A 14,725-nucleotide genomic window follows, 5' to 3' on the forward strand; every position below is an offset into this window, starting at 1 on the left:
TAGGTCGGGTTAGCGATAGCGTAACCCGACGCATCAGCACCCAAATGTCGGGTTACGCTATCGCTAACCCGACCTACAAATTCGTTCGTAACTAATTGTTTTATTTTGATTAAAACCTTAACTTAATGGCAGTGAACCCGGAGCTTGGGAACCAGGATTGATGGCCTCGCTGTCACCATCCGCAGATCGGGTATGGCAATCACCCCTTCCCCCGCGCATAAGCAATCAACCACTGGATATATTCCAATTGCACATCTTCATGACGAGTTGCCAGATACATGGTCTTGGTCAACGGCAAATTGTTAAAACGTAGGCTGACCACATCGGGATTTTTCACCTTATCGGCCAGCAACCATTCCGGCAGCAAGCACACGCCGCGCTGGCTGGCGGCCAAGAGCAGCATAATGTCGGTTTCTTCTACGCTGACATGGCCTAATGGTTCAATACCGGCGGGTTGCAGGACTTTCCTGAACATATCCAGGCGCTCGCGCTCGACCGGGTACGTCAGAATCGTTTCCTGCTGTAAATCAGAGGGTTCAATGAATTCATATCCGGCGAGCCGATGGCCTTTGGCGACAATCAGCACCAGCTCAAAATCAAACAAGGGCTGGTAATGCAGCACGCCGTTAAACACCGGGTCGGAGGTCAGCACCGCGTCCAGCTTGTATTGCCGGATAGCCTCGAAGGAATTAAAGCGGTAGCGGGAGGTGACTTCGATAGCCAGCCCCGGCCAGGCTTGCAGATAGGGCTGCATGATCGTGCGGAACCATTCGTAGCAGGCGTGGCAGTCGATGCCGATAACCAATTTGCCGGTTTTGCCGGCCGCCAGCAGGTTCAGGTGCTGCTCGGCGGAATCGACGGTGGCTATCACCGATTCGGCCACTTCGGAAAGATAATGGCCCGCCTGGGTCAGCACTAAGGTGCGCCCTTGCTTGCGCCACAAGATAATGCCCAAACGTTGCTCCAGGTTTTTCATCTGGTGCGATAGGGCCGATTGGGTCAAATGCAGCGACTCTGAAGCGGCATTCAAGGTGCCACGCCGTTTAAGCGCCAACAAAATGCGAAGATGGATCAGTTCCATATTGATGAATTTATTTCATTGAACAGTGAGAAACCATCAATATTAATCATATTATACAAACCCTACAATGCGGCCTTTATTTTTAAGCACATTGTGGAGCAGTATTGATGACTAAAATTCATAACTTGGGTTTTCCTAGGCTGGGCGAGAACCGCGAACTTAAATTTGCCCTGGAACGTTATTGGCGCGGCGACATTGATCACGCAACCTTAGGCTCCATTGCCGCCGGACTTCGGCAACGGCATTGGCAACTGCAAGCCAATAGCGGGCTGGATTTGATCCCGGTCGGGGATTTTTCTTACTACGACCAAGTCTTGGACACCAGCATCATGCTCGGTGCCATCCCTGAGCGGTTTGGGTCATCCATTGGCCTGGACACCTATTTCAGGATGGCGCGTGGCCAAGCAAGCGATGGAGTCCCCTTTCGGGCTTGTGAAATGACCAAGTGGTTCGATACCAATTACCATTATCTGGTGCCTGAGGTGACGCCGGACCAGCAATTTGAATTATCCGGCAGCAAAATATTCGATGAGGCCCGCGAGCTGCAAGCGCTGGGTTATCAACCGAAGCCCGTTTTACTGGGGCCGTTGACTTGGTTATGGCTGGCGAAAACGGCCAGTGGCTTTAATAAGCTCGATTTGCTAGACCGCTTGCTGCCAGTTTATGGTGAAATCCTGCGCCGTTTGGCAGCCCAGGGTGTGGAATGGGTGCAAATTGACGAACCGATCCTGGTATTGGATTTACCTTACGCTTGGCGGAATGCGTTTGAACGGGCCTATAACCGGCTGCAAAGTTGCCCGGTTAAACTGCTGCTTGCCACTTATTTTGGTGAACTGGGGGAACATGCCTCATTGACTTGCAAACTACCGGTCGCCGGGCTGCATATCGACTTGGTGAGGGCCCCGGAACAATTGACGGCGGTTTTGGATAATTTCGCCAACCATAAAGTGCTGTCATTAGGGCTTATCGACGGGCGCAATATCTGGCGCACCGATTTGAAGGCCGCGCTGGCAACCGTGGCGACGGTACGGGAGCGGTTTAAAGGCGAGCTTTGGTTGGCGCCGTCCTGCTCCCTGCTGCATGTACCCGTTGATCTGGAACGTGAAACCGACTTGGATCCGGCAATCAAACCTTGGCTGGCATTCGCCCGGCAAAAGCTCACCGAGTTGGAAATCTTGCGTTTGGCCATTGAAGAACCTGCCGCCGCTGAAACTGAGCTGGCCGCTTCGGCTACCGCCATCCGCACACGCCGGGAGTCTGGTTTGATCCATAACCCGGCGGTCCAAGCGGGGCTGGCGAAACTTGATGGCACGCTGGCCCAACGCCAAAACCCTTTCCCTGTGCGGCAAGCGCAACAGCGGGCCAAACTCAAGCTGCCCAGCTATCCGACCACGACCATCGGTTCGTTTCCGCAAACGCCGGAAATCCGTAAAACCCGCCATGAATTCAAGCAGGGCCAGATCAGCGAAGCGGATTATGTCCGGCGCATGGAACACACCATCGGGTTTTGCGTCAGGGAACAGGAAAACCTGGGACTGGACGTCTTGGTGCATGGCGAAGCGGAACGCAACGACATGGTGGAATATTTCGGCGAACAACTGGACGGTTTTTTATTCACTGGCTATGGCTGGGTGCAATCTTACGGTTCCCGTTGCGTCAAGCCGCCCATCATCTACGGCGACGTAAGCCGTCCCGCACCGATGACCGTGCGTTGGAGCCACTACGCCCAGTCGCTGACCGACAAGCCCATGAAAGGCATGTTGACCGGGCCGGTCACCCTTTTAAATTGGTCGTTCGTCCGTGACGACCAGCCACGGTCAACCACGGCTTACCAGTTGGCCCTGGCGATACGTGATGAGGTTAATGATCTGGAGCGCTCCGGCATCCCGATTATTCAAATCGACGAAGCCGCATTCAGGGAAGGCTTGCCGCCACGGCAATCACGTTGGCAGGCTTATCTGGATTGGGCGGTGCGGGCTTTTCGTATCTGTTCCAGCGGGGTGCAGGACAGCACGCAAATCCACACCCACATGTGTTATTCGGAGTTTAACGACATCATTGCCGCTATCGCCGAGTTGGATGCCGATGTGATTACCATCGAGACCTCCCGTTCCAACATGGAGCTGTTGGATGCCTTCATTGATTTTAATTATCCCAACGAAATAGGGCCCGGTGTCTACGACATACACAGCCCGAACGTGCCGACAACCGGGGACATGGTTGCGTTGCTGAAAATAGCGGGCGAACGGGTCGGCTCCGACAAGCTATGGGTCAATCCGGATTGCGGTTTGAAAACACGGCAGTGGGAGGATGTTAGGGGTTCTTTGGCGAATATGGCCGAGGCAGCCAAGGTTTTAAGGGCTGCGTTAGGATAAGCCCAAGCATCCCATTTTGGGTGGGGCGTTGGATCAAGCGGCCGGGCAGAACAGCCACCCGCTTGCCCAACCCCGGAACCTGCACTCCAGGGCCATTGGCCTGCTTGCCAACAAAATCAAATATGGCTTGCGACACTGTCTTTCCGTTTTTATCTTGCGCGTTATTCCAAGGCCAAAATAAACTGCCATTGCGCCTCAGTGACAGGCATGATCGACAAGCGGTTGCCACGCCTGACCAAGGCCAGGTCGCTTAATTCCGGCTGCAATTTCAGCTCTTGCAGGGTGATGGTGCGGGCCAATGTCCTGACATATTTCACATCCACCCTGATCCAACGCGGATTGGCCGGGTCGCTTTTCGGGTCGAAATGTTTGTCATCGGGATCAAAGGCCGAGTCGTCGGGATAACCTTCCTTCGCCACTGCCATAATGCCCACTATCCCTGGCTCGGCGCAGTTGGAGTGGTAAAAAAATATCTGGTCGCCTAATTTCATGGCGTCACGCATCATATTCCGTGCCTGATAATTGCGCACCCCGTCCCAAGGCTCGGTCTGCCCAGGGCGGTTAGCCAAATCCGTGACACTGAAAGCGTCAGGTTCAGATTTCATTAGCCAGTAATTCATATTTGTCCCGTTAGTCAGAGTGGATCAACGCCAACGTAAGAAATCCGCGTTTTGCCGTGTGGATTCAGGCGATAGCTTGTATAATGCGGGGTTTGCTGCACCCTCCCCTTAACTTAACCGATTATCTGAAAAATTACTATGGCACTGTATTGTGGAATCGTGGGTTTACCCAACGTAGGCAAGTCAACTTTATTCAACGCCCTGACCCGCGCAAAAATCGCCGCCGAAAATTACCCTTTCTGCACGATAGACCCCAACGTTGGCGTGGTTCCCGTGCCTGACCTGAGAATCGACAAACTGGCGGAAATCGTCAAGCCAGAACGCACCTTGCCGACCACCATCGAATTCGTGGATATTGCCGGATTGGTCGCCGGGGCCTCCAAAGGTGAAGGCTTAGGCAATAAATTCCTCGCCAATATCCGCGAAACCGATGCGATCGCCCACGTCGTGCGCTGTTTCCATGATGAAAATGTCGTCCACGTCGCCGGCAAAGTCGACCCCATTTCCGATATAGAAACCATCAACACCGAATTGGCCCTGGCCGATATGGCCTCTGTGGAACGCGCCTTGTTACGCGTCAGCAAGATGGCGAAATCCGGCAGTAAAGATGATGTAGCCAAAAAAGCCGTTTTGGAACGGGTGCTGAAACAACTCGAAGCGGGCGAACCTGCGCGTGGTTTGAACCTGGAGAATGACGAAAAAGCCCTGATTCGGGATTTGTGCCTGATGACCATCAAACCCACCATGTATATCGCCAATGTCCAAGAAGACGGTTTTGAGAACAACCCCTTGCTGGAAAAAGTCATGGCGTTGGCGGCAAAAGAAAATGCCCGCGTCGTGCCGATCTGCGCCGCGATAGAAGCCGAAATCGCCTTGCTGGATGAAGAGGAACGTAAAGAATTCCTCGATGACCTGGGCCAGGATGAGCCAGGCCTGAACCGTGTCGTTAGGGCGGGTTACGAATTATTGGACTTGGCGACCTATTTCACCGCCGGTGTCAAAGAAGTCCGCGCCTGGACCATCCCTGTCGGTGCCTCCGCCCCACAAGCCGCTGGCGTCATCCACAGCGACTTTGAAAAAGGCTTCATCCGCGCCGAAGTGATTTCTTATGAGGATTTCGTCACTTACAAAGGCGAACAAGGCGCGAAAGATGCCGGAAAATGGCGTTTGGAAGGCAAGGATTACGTCGTCAAAGACGGCGATGTCGTACATTTTAGATTTAATGTTTGACATAAAATAGTCACACACATACAATAGTCGGCTCTTTTGGAGCTTATTTAATAAATTAGGGTGATATAGCTCAGTTGGTTAGAGCGGAGGATTCATAACCCTCAGGTCGGTGGTTCAAATCCACCTATCACCACCAAACAACATTCCAAAGAGATTCAAGGAAGTATATAAACCTGCAAGCCATAAGGCTTAGCGGGTTTTTTTGTGTCCAACGAAGTGCAACCAGATTCATTGACATACCGCCAAGCGTGGGGGTATCTTTGGGGGCATATTCAATTTCACTTGAGTTGAGTTGATACCCCCATCAAGAACGCCAAACCCTGGGCAAACAAGGCCTACAAGCTACCCGATGAAAAGGGCTTTCAACAAGCGGTCGAGGCGGGACGGTTTACGGGGCCACTATCGGCTTACCTGCAATGGTTAGCTTTCGTAAGAGATACTTGCTCCTTATGACCATCAAGCCCAAGGCCAACACAACACCATCCCGTTCCCAGCCATCCTAAACACCGGATCTAAAGGCCACCACGCCTTGAAAATTCACCCGTCAAACTATGTGGTGGCTTGCCAACGGGTTATGCCTCCCGTACTCATTCGCGGCAAATTTCTTCGGCGATTTGCTCCAGGTTGAGGACTTTTTGCGCCGCCCCTTTTTCAATTGCGGCTTTGGGCATACCAAAGACTATGGAACTGGCTTCATCTTGGGCGATGGTCACTCCGCCTGCACGGGCAATGGCGTGCAGGCCGTCAGCGCCATCTTCCCCCATCCCTGTCATCAATACGGCAATGGCTTGTCGCCCATAATAACGGGCGATGTTATGGAAGGTCACGTTGATGCTTGGGTAATGCAGGTATTCGGCGCCGTGGCTAAAGCGGAAATGGCCCTGGCAGTCCAATTCGAGGTTGGCATGGTCGGGGGCAAAATAAATATGCCCGCTTTTCGGTTGCTCCCCGGCTTTGGCGATGCCAACTGCCAGTTTCACCTTACCGGCCAACCAAACAATAAACGGGTCAAGGAAACCTTGGCTAATATGCTGCACACAAACAATCGGCAGCGGATAATCGGCGGGCAATTTTGCCAACACGGTTTCCAAAGCATGCGGGCCGCCTGTGGACGCGCCGATAACCACTATCGTGGCAGGGCGGCGGGTTTGGCCAAGCGGTGGCTGATGAGGTTTTTTGAAGCCGGATCCGTCCAATTCAAGCGCCCGTTTTTGCGGGGCTGGCAAGGGCCCGCCAAAGGCTGGCTGCGGGGTGAAACTGGCTTTGCGCCGGAACACCATCACCCCGGACAACACTTTGAGTTTGCGGCTTAATGCTTTGCCAAACGGCACGCTGCCGTAATCGTGGTATTGCGCAGGCTTTGCCAGCACGTCCACCACGCCCGCCGCTTGCAAGTCCGCGATTAAGGCGGGATGGCCATGGACGGCGGCACTCAGTATCAAGATCGGCGTTGGTTGTCGCTGCATCACTTCAGAAACCAAAACTAAGGCGTCACCGGGCAAAGTGGCTTCGCTGCACAGCACGGCGGGTTTGAGCTCGGCCATTAAGGCCAGGGCGGTTTGGGCATTGTGCGCCGTACCGACAATACGGATGTCAGGATAACTGGCCAATGCCGTTTGGATGGCGGTTAAGGCGGCCAGGTCGGCATCCGCTAAAAGCACATCAATCAATGCGTTTCCTCCTGATTAGACAAGGGTTTTTAAGGTATCCAGCAACTGCCGTTGATCAAACGCGCCCTTGCTCAGATAAGCGTTCGCCCCCAATTCCAAGGCCCGTCGGCGGTCATCGGCCTTGTCCATCGCACTGAGCAGGATAATCGGCAATTGCTGGTACTGGGGATGGCGGCGGATTTTTTCGGTCAGCATCAGGCCATCTATATTCGGCATGGTGACATCACTGACCACCGCCGCAAACGTTTTGCCCACCAATTTTTCGTAGGCATCGCGCCCGTCCACCGCCGCTGTCACCAGATACCCCGCCTTCTCAAGAAAGCGTTTGATTTGGGTACGGGCCGTAACGGAATCTTCGGCATAGAGGATATGCGGTTTTATGTTGGTGCTGGTGGTTTCCTGCTTGGCCGGCACTGGCATTTTTTTGCCGTAAGCGGTTTTTATCAAATCGTGCGGATTTAAGACCATGCAAATATCACCATTGCCCAACACCGTGACACCGCTGATATTGCGCACCCGCTTCAACACGCCGCCCAAGGGCTTGAGCAAAATTTCCTGTTCGTCCAATAACCGGTCAACCAGCACCGCCAGCCTACCATGTTTGTTGGCGATAATCACCGCCAGCCCCGCCGTTGGTTTGGCGGTGTCGGCAATGCCCAACAATTCGCTTAAACGCGCCACCGACACCGCTTGCCCGGTTTGCAGCAAAGTCAGGCTGCCATCAATATTGAACAAGTGTTCCGGGGTGACGCTACGGATCAGTTCGATGGCTTCCATCGGGATGCCGAAATAGCGTTTTTGCAATTCGACAATAATCACTTGCGTGGTCGCCAAGGTGATGGGCAAGACAATTTGGATGCTTGTGCCAAGACCGGGCGTGGAATCCACTTCGATATGGCCTTTAAGGTGCTCGACAGTGGTGCGGACTATCGCCATGCCCAAACCGCGCCCGGAAATGTCGTTGATTTGGTCTGAGGTGGAAAAGCCTTGGCTGAAAATCAATTCCTGCACTTGCCTGTCGTTCATGGCGGCCAAGTCTTCGGCGGTATAAAGCTGGTTTTGGATCGCCCGTTCCTTGATCTTTTCAACGTTAATGCCCGCGCCATCATCCGTGACCGTAATCACAATGGTGGTCGGCGTTTGGTGGGCTTTTAGGCGGATCGTACCCGCTTCCGGTTTGCCCAGCGCCAGCCGTTGCTGCGGCCCTTCAATCGCATGGTAAATGGCGTTGCGGATCAAATGCGTCAACGGGTCTTTGATCTCTTCAATCACGCGCTTGTCGGCAACCGTGTCATCGCCTTCAACCATCAAGTTGACGAGTTTTCTTTGCTGTTTGGCAATGTCGCGCACCATCCTGGGGAACAGGTTGAAGGTGGTGGACAGCGGCAACAGGCGGATAGCGCGGATGCCGGAACCGATTTCGTGGTTCAGGTAGTCGAAGCGGTTATTGTCTTCGTACAATTGGCTGCGCAAGGCATAGAGCCGGGTTTCCAATTGCGCCAATTCCGGGGTGTAGAGTTCCCGGTTGTACTGTTTCCATTCCTCCCATAAAAAGATCAGGTCGTTGGCATCGCCCAGCCGTTGCGCCAAACGGTTTTTGTTGACCGTCAGTTCGCTGACATGGGTCATCAGGCTGTCCAGTTGTTGCGTACCGACGCGGATGGTGTCGATTTTATTGGTGGTGGATGCTTGCGGGCTAGGGGTTTCTGCGGGTTCTTGCACGGGCTGGGCCGCTTCGGCAGGCACAGGCTCCGGTTTGGCGGCCATGGCTAAGGGCATTTCCCCCGTCAGACGCGCCAACATGTCGGTAAGGCTTTCGGCGGCGGCTATGCCCGTGACCGCTTCCCCGGCCAAACCACGCAAATTGTCCACGCCATGATAAAGGCGTTCGAGGGTCGCCACCGGGGGCCATTGCCCGTTGTGCAGCGCGGACTTGAGGACGCTTTCAAATTGGTGCGCCAGTTGTTCCATATTGGTGATGCCCAGCATCCTCGCCAAGCCTTTCAAGCTGTGCGCCTCACGGAAAAGCTCGTCCGTCGGGGCCGGCAATTCCGGCTCTTTTTCCAGCTGCAATAAGTGTTGCTCAAGGTTATACAGACGCTCTTCGCATTCTGCCTTGAACATTTGCCGCAAGTCGGGATCGTCAATCATGAGGGGTCAGGTCGGTTCCAAAATAACGCGGGGGTTGTCGGTCAGGCCACGCATAAACAATAGAGGTTGTGGATGAATTATTTTATGTCCACGAAAAGCACGAAAAAACACGAAAGTGACATTTAAGTTATTAAATTTATTGTTTAATTTTTCGTGTTTTTCGCTTCGTGCTCTTCGGGTCGTGGACTTTTTTAAAAACAGGCAATTATCCGAATGATTTCAAACGCATTGTACTAAACCTGCGCCACCGTTTTTTTAAATCATGTTCTGCAATTGTCCGGCGGCCTTGTTCAAGTTTTGGATGGCGATCTTGCTTTGGGAAATGCCGTTGGCGGTTTCCTTGGCCCCGGTGTTGAGCATGTTCATCGCTTCCACCACTTGGTTGGTGGCATTGGCCTGCTGTTTGGCGGTCAGGGAAATTTGCTGCAAGACATCGGCGATGTTATTGATGGCATCGGACAAATCATCGCAACTGCGTTGGGTGTGTTCAGCCTGTTGGCTGCTCAGTTGCGCCATTTGCGTGCCTGCTTCGGCCGCCAAAACCGTGCTGTTGGTGACTTTTTGGATGTTTTCCAGCAGATTGCTGATGTGTTCGGCGGATTTTTTGCTTTGCTCGGCGAGTTTCCTGATTTCTTGCGAAACCACGGTGAAGCCTTTGCCATGCTCACCCGCACGGGTCGCTTCCACGGCGGCATTCAGGGCCAGCAAATTGGTTTGGTTGGCGATGTCTTTCACGGCTTCGGTGATATGGCCGATTTGGCTGGTCTGCTCGCTCAAACGCAAGATTTGGGTGCCGATTTGCTCGACCTTGACCTTCAGCGTCTCCATGCTGCCCAACAATTCTTGCATGATTTGCGCACCCGCTAGGGCTTTGCTGACGACTTTTTGGGATTCTTGGTTGGCGGTGTCGGCTTGCAGGATGGATTGCTGCGCCGAACGCCCCAGCTCGTTCATGGTCGCGCTGGTTTCGTTGACGGCCACCGCCTGTTGCGCCGCCGTGCGCTCGTGTTCATCGGTGGTGATGGACAATTCGCTGGAGGTGGTGAAGATTTCCGCCGTGGCCTGGTTGATCGGACGGCTTAAGATACGGCCATAAAACAAGCCCGTCGCCGCCGCGGCACAGCCCGTGACCAAGGCGAACAGCAGCACCCAGTTACGCAATTTGACAATTTCGGCATTGGCTTCGGGTTCGTCTATTTCCACCAGCAGCAACCAGCCCAAATCGTAGTGCTTGTTGATCAATTGCCCGTCAGAAACGCCGACTATCGGCATGTTACGGTAATCAGGATACAGGCCGGCCATATTTTGCTGTTGGGTTTGGAACAGGCGCACGGGTTGGGTATCGACTTTTTGTTTCATCACGGCATTGGGGATGAAGCGCGAAGGCGTGATCATATAACCGTGTTTGTTGACGATATAAGCCTCGCCCGTTTCCCGCAAGCCTTGGCGGTTAGTGGTGATGTCATTTAAGGCCGTCAAGTTCAGGCGGTTGGCGATCACACCCAGCAATTTGCCGGAAACTTGATGGCGGATCGGTGCGGACACTGCAAAACTGTATTGTTTGCTGGCGGCATGGGCATAAACGTCTTTGACATAAGGGCCATCCACTGCGCCGCTGAACAGCTCGTCAGCAGATTCGTCACGCCCCACCGCTTGGCTGTCCGTGGAGGCCAACACCCGGCCATTGGCATCCATGACCCAAGTTTCGGCATAACCGTGCGTCAAATCGGCTTGGGAAGAAATGGTTTTGCTTTTGATGAATTTCTGCCATTGCACCGCCATGTTATCCGGCCCACCTGCCCCGCCAGCGCTTTGTTCCAGCAATTGGTACAGCTCGTCATCGGCGGCAAAATCTTCGACGCGCATCACTTCCGTGTCCAAATATTGGCTGATGGCTTGTGCCTTGGCTTGGACAATGGCGGTGAAGTCATTCAGGAATTGGCTTTTTAAGGATTCCTTGCCGGACTGGTAGCTCCAAAAGCCAATAAAGGTAATGGGCAGCACCGAGGTGAGCAGGAATAGGATAATCAGGTTATGGGTCAGTTTTCGTTTTGTTTGTGGCATAGGGGCTCTCACACTTCTTCATCAACGACCAGCTCGCCCTTCGCCAGGATTAGGCCAAGGTCGAGCAAAGTCAGCAGTTTATCTTGATAACGCATTTCCCCGGTCAAATAATCACCGCTAACCGGGGCTACCGCTGAGGGCAGAGGCGTGATATTTTGCGGATCGACATAAATGACTTCCACAACAGTGTCCACCAGCAAGGCAACCGCAAAATCATCGCTGCTATTGATGACGACGGCTTTGCTGTTGGCTTGTACAGCTTGGGGCGGCAAATGGATGATATGGCGCATATCCACCAAGGTGATGATAGTGCCGCGTAAATTCAGGCAACCCAAGATATGGTCGGGCGTGCAGGGGATAGCGACAATATCGCCGATGTTGGCAAATTCACGCACCGCCAACAAATCAACACCAAAATATTCCCCATTCAGCACCACCACCGCCAAGGCCAAATAACCACTGGCATCTTCGCGGCATTCTTGCCATTTCAATTTTTCGGCACGCAATGCGAACACGGCCCGGTCATCAGGATTGGCGAAGCCATAAAAATCCTGATGACCGCCGTCATTGCCGGGGGCTTCGGCCAGCGCCTGCCGCAACAAGGCCGGGGCGTTCAGTAAGGTGATGACCCGGTCATCTTTGGTCAGGCTACCCAGCAACAGTGGTTCGGACAATTGCGCATTGATGCTGGCGGCAAATAACAACGGGTTATCTTGCACGGAATCGGCGGTACACACATCACACACGGCATTGACAATCAGCCCGAACGTTTGCCCGCCAACGCCCAGGATAATGACACCGTCGCTAGCCTGATAAGGCGGGCAAGCTTGGCGGAAACGCAAACGCACATCCAACACCGGAATCAGGCTGCCGCGCAAATCAAACACCCCGACCACATCGGCGGAAGTGGTCGCCAATAAAGTCAGTTCCGGCAAATACACGACTTCTTGGACAAGCTGGGCGGGCACGGCATAAAAAAATTGGTTGAGGGCGAACACAAAATAAGGCTCGTCCAGCATTCCCGTCAGTGTAGGGGTCTCAGTCATGGCGGACACGTCTAAGGCAAGGCTTGGATAAGGTCGCGGACATAGGCATCAACGTCGTCAAGATAATGGTCAGATGGCAATTTGTGCAGCAAGGACAAGGCTTGCCCGCGCAATTGTCCGTACCTTTCCGGGTCATCGCCTTCATATAAGGCCGCTAAATCCAGATAAGCCAAAACAAAGGTTTCATCCAACAAAATGGTTTTGTGCAACAAGCTTTTGGCCTGTTCGATGTCGTGCTGCAATTCTTTGATATGCGCCAACAAATAATGGCACGGCACGGAACGGGGATTTAACGCAAACGCCAATTGCAAACGCGTTTCGGCGGTATGGTATTGGCCCATGCAGGCAAAGGCTTTGGCTGACCAATAATACACGGCAAAATCGGCATCTTGGGCGGGCATGGTTTGGGCTATCGCCAATACGCCCGCATAATCACCGGCCTGATAAGCCTGTTTCATGGCCGTGGCGTGGTCAGGTACGGGTTCCGGCGCAGACGTCCCCGCTGTTGCTGGCGTTGCCACGGCTTCCTCAACCGGAGGGCTGGCCACCGGGTCAAACACAGGCAACGGCAGCGGGGCCAACGCCAAGGGCGGGTTCTTGACGGTACGCTGATAAACCACCGATTCCAAAAACAAACGGGTTTCTAGGCCATTAAGGTTTTGTTGGTACAACTCGCCATGCCCCGTGACCAAATACCCCCCAGGTTGTAGGGTCTGGGTGAATTTGTCCAAGACCGTGGCGATGGCTTGCGGGTCAAAATAGATGAACACATTCCGGCACAAAATCAGGTCAATATTATTGATTTCGAAATCCGGGAATGGCGTTTTCAGCAAATTGACGCGGCGGAACGTCACTTTATCGCGTATGGACGCATCCAAAGACAGCAACCCGTGCGCTGCCGGCTGGAAGTAAGCCAGCACGTCGGGGCCGACATCGCGCAACGACCAGCGGGTATACAATCCGGCGCGGGCTTTGGTGAGGACCTGATCATTGATGTCCGTGCCTAAAATAAGCACATCCCAATCATGCGCATCCGGCAGCAATTGTTGCAGCAATAAGGCCAGCGAATAAGGCTCTTCGCCCGTTGAACAACCCGCGCTCCACAAACGTAATTGCCGATGGTGGCGGTTGCGTTGGATCAGTTCCGGCAAAATCTGCTGTTGCAGGAGGTGCATCTGGCCTTTGTCGCGCAGGAAAAAACTTTCCGGTACGGTCAACGCCTGGACGACTTGTTGCCATTCGTGGTCGGCATCGAGGGTTTGCCCCCGCAATAGCCCAAGATAAGCAGGCAAACCCTCCAAGCGTAATTCGGCCAGACGATTTTGCAAAAACGTGCGCACCTTATCCTGATCGGTGTCGGCTATGGTCAAGCCCGTATAGGCGGTGAGCATTTCATGAAAATCGTTAATCACGCCTTGCACCGGTCACTAAAATATCCGCAAGGGCGACGCTTGCACCTGGTTGCGCCCGTACTGCTTTGCTTTGTACAACAGGGCATCGGCTTGTTGCAACCATTGTTCGGCGGTGTCCGTGCTGGCCGGAAACCCGCTGGTCACACCCAGGCTGGCGGTGACATAAGCGGCTGTTTTTGAAGCCTTATGGGGGATTTGTTCGGCAAAAATGGCGGAACGGATGTTTTCGGCAATCTGTTCGGCACCCGCCAACTCGGTTTCCGGCAACAGCACCACGAATTCTTCACCGCCATAACGGGCGACAAAATCCGCCGGACGATGCACTTGTTGCTTGAGGATGGCGGCAACGGTTTTCAGGCAATCATCGCCCTGCAAATGCCCGTAGGTGTCGTTGTAGGTTTTAAAATGGTCAATGTCGAGCATAATCACCGCCATCGGCAGCTGGCTACGCACGGCTCGTTTCAGTTCGATTTGGATGCTTTCATCAAAATAGCGGCGGTTGGCGATTTCAGTCATGCCGTCGAGTTGGCTCAGGCGCAACAGCTCGATATTTTGCTTTTCCAATTCCGCTTGGGCTTTTTGCAAGGCATCGAACACGCGGTCGCGTTGCAATTTGTGGATAAACGCGGTGGAGTGGTGACGCAAGCGGGCGACCAATTCGATTTTGTCCGGCAATTTCACCAAATAATCATTGGCGCCCCATTCAAACGCCTTCACTTTCGCGCTGGGGTCATCTTCAGTCGACAACATAATGACCGGGACATCTTGGGTGGACGGATGTTGGCGGATGCTTTTTAGCAAATCCAAGCCATTGATGCCAGGCATCAGCAAATCCAGCAAAATCACGGTGGGTTGGATGCTGATGGCTTCATCAATCGCCAATGAAGGGTTATGGCAGTAATGGAAACAAATGTCGGGATGTTCGGCGAGCATGTTCTGTAACAGCTTGCCTACGATAGCCTGGTCGTCAATCAGCATAACCATAATATCTACCCGGTAGGGCCCTGCTGCATAAGCATCCATAATTTTTAACTATTTTTATTATTAACATACCATAATGTGAAGTGGTTCGCATT

The 14,725-nt window shown here is 53.4% G+C and carries 10 protein-coding genes and 1 tRNA gene; 3 read left to right on the top strand and 8 right to left on the bottom strand.

Annotated features, from left to right (window positions below):
- Positions 1 to 199: 199 nt before the first annotated feature.
- Positions 200 to 1,081, bottom strand: coding sequence for a LysR family transcriptional regulator (locus METMI_RS0118880; protein WP_019867869.1), 882 nt, complete (start codon positions 1,079 to 1,081; stop codon positions 200 to 202).
- Between the two features lie 107 nt (positions 1,082 to 1,188).
- Here METMI_RS0118880 and metE point away from each other — a divergent pair, with 107 nt between their 5' ends.
- On the top strand, positions 1,189 to 3,456 hold the full coding sequence (gene metE, locus METMI_RS0118885) for a 5-methyltetrahydropteroyltriglutamate--homocysteine S-methyltransferase (protein ID WP_019867870.1): 2,268 nt from the start codon (positions 1,189 to 1,191) through the stop codon (positions 3,454 to 3,456).
- A 161-nt stretch (positions 3,457 to 3,617) separates the two neighbouring features.
- Here metE and METMI_RS0118890 read toward each other — a convergent pair whose 3' ends face one another.
- A complete protein-coding gene (locus METMI_RS0118890) occupies positions 3,618 to 4,076 on the bottom strand; it encodes an EVE domain-containing protein (protein WP_019867871.1) in 459 nt (152 codons plus the stop codon).
- A gap of 138 nt (positions 4,077 to 4,214) precedes the next feature.
- Between METMI_RS0118890 and ychF the strand changes: the two genes are divergently transcribed.
- Positions 4,215 to 5,306 (top strand): redox-regulated ATPase YchF, encoded by a 1,092-nt coding sequence (gene ychF / locus METMI_RS0118895; RefSeq protein WP_029151806.1) that lies wholly within the window; start codon positions 4,215 to 4,217, stop codon positions 5,304 to 5,306.
- A 59-nt stretch (positions 5,307 to 5,365) separates the two neighbouring features.
- Positions 5,366 to 5,442, top strand: a tRNA-Met gene (locus tag METMI_RS0118900).
- 451 nt (positions 5,443 to 5,893) lie between these two features.
- Here the strand turns inward: METMI_RS0118900 and METMI_RS0118905 are convergent.
- From METMI_RS0118905 to METMI_RS0118930, 6 genes are all read right to left on the bottom strand, one after another.
- Positions 5,894 to 6,967: a chemotaxis protein CheB gene (locus METMI_RS0118905; protein ID WP_232215315.1), complete on the bottom strand. Its 1,074-nt coding sequence runs from the start codon at positions 6,965 to 6,967 to the stop codon at positions 5,894 to 5,896.
- Positions 6,968 to 6,991: 24 nt separating this feature from the next.
- Positions 6,992 to 9,127, bottom strand: a complete 2,136-nt coding sequence (locus tag METMI_RS0118910; RefSeq protein WP_019867874.1) for a hybrid sensor histidine kinase/response regulator — start codon at positions 9,125 to 9,127, stop codon at positions 6,992 to 6,994.
- Between the two features lie 255 nt (positions 9,128 to 9,382).
- The gene (locus tag METMI_RS25740) at positions 9,383 to 11,191 is read right to left on the bottom strand and encodes a methyl-accepting chemotaxis protein (RefSeq protein ID WP_019867875.1); all 1,809 of its coding nucleotides are present in this window, start codon (positions 11,189 to 11,191) and stop codon (positions 9,383 to 9,385) included.
- A gap of 8 nt (positions 11,192 to 11,199) precedes the next feature.
- Positions 11,200 to 12,237: a chemotaxis protein CheW gene (locus METMI_RS0118920; RefSeq protein ID WP_156829897.1), complete on the bottom strand. Its 1,038-nt coding sequence runs from the start codon at positions 12,235 to 12,237 to the stop codon at positions 11,200 to 11,202.
- An 11-nt stretch (positions 12,238 to 12,248) separates the two neighbouring features.
- Positions 12,249 to 13,649, bottom strand: coding sequence for a CheR family methyltransferase (locus tag METMI_RS25745; protein WP_156829898.1), 1,401 nt, complete (start codon positions 13,647 to 13,649; stop codon positions 12,249 to 12,251).
- A gap of 15 nt (positions 13,650 to 13,664) precedes the next feature.
- Positions 13,665 to 14,633, bottom strand: coding sequence for a diguanylate cyclase (locus METMI_RS0118930; RefSeq protein WP_019867878.1), 969 nt, complete (start codon positions 14,631 to 14,633; stop codon positions 13,665 to 13,667).
- Positions 14,634 to 14,725 lie beyond the last annotated feature (92 nt).

This window comes from Methylovulum miyakonense HT12 (assembly GCF_000384075.1).
In the GTDB taxonomy this organism is placed as follows: domain Bacteria; phylum Pseudomonadota; class Gammaproteobacteria; order Methylococcales; family Methylomonadaceae; genus Methylovulum; species Methylovulum miyakonense.

Coding starts and splice junctions, on each gene's coding strand:
- metE (WP_019867870.1), top strand. CDS start 1,189: ATGACTAAAATTCATAACTTGGGTTTTCCTAGGCTGGGCGAGAACCGC.
- METMI_RS0118920 (WP_156829897.1), bottom strand. CDS start 12,237: ATGACTGAGACCCCTACACTGACGGGAATGCTGGACGAGCCTTATTTT.
- ychF (WP_029151806.1), top strand. CDS start 4,215: ATGGCACTGTATTGTGGAATCGTGGGTTTACCCAACGTAGGCAAGTCA.
- METMI_RS0118910 (WP_019867874.1), bottom strand. CDS start 9,127: ATGATTGACGATCCCGACTTGCGGCAAATGTTCAAGGCAGAATGCGAA.
- METMI_RS0118880 (WP_019867869.1), bottom strand. CDS start 1,081: ATGGAACTGATCCATCTTCGCATTTTGTTGGCGCTTAAACGGCGTGGC.
- METMI_RS25740 (WP_019867875.1), bottom strand. CDS start 11,191: ATGCCACAAACAAAACGAAAACTGACCCATAACCTGATTATCCTATTC.
- METMI_RS0118890 (WP_019867871.1), bottom strand. CDS start 4,076: ATGAATTACTGGCTAATGAAATCTGAACCTGACGCTTTCAGTGTCACG.
- METMI_RS0118930 (WP_019867878.1), bottom strand. CDS start 14,633: ATGGTTATGCTGATTGACGACCAGGCTATCGTAGGCAAGCTGTTACAG.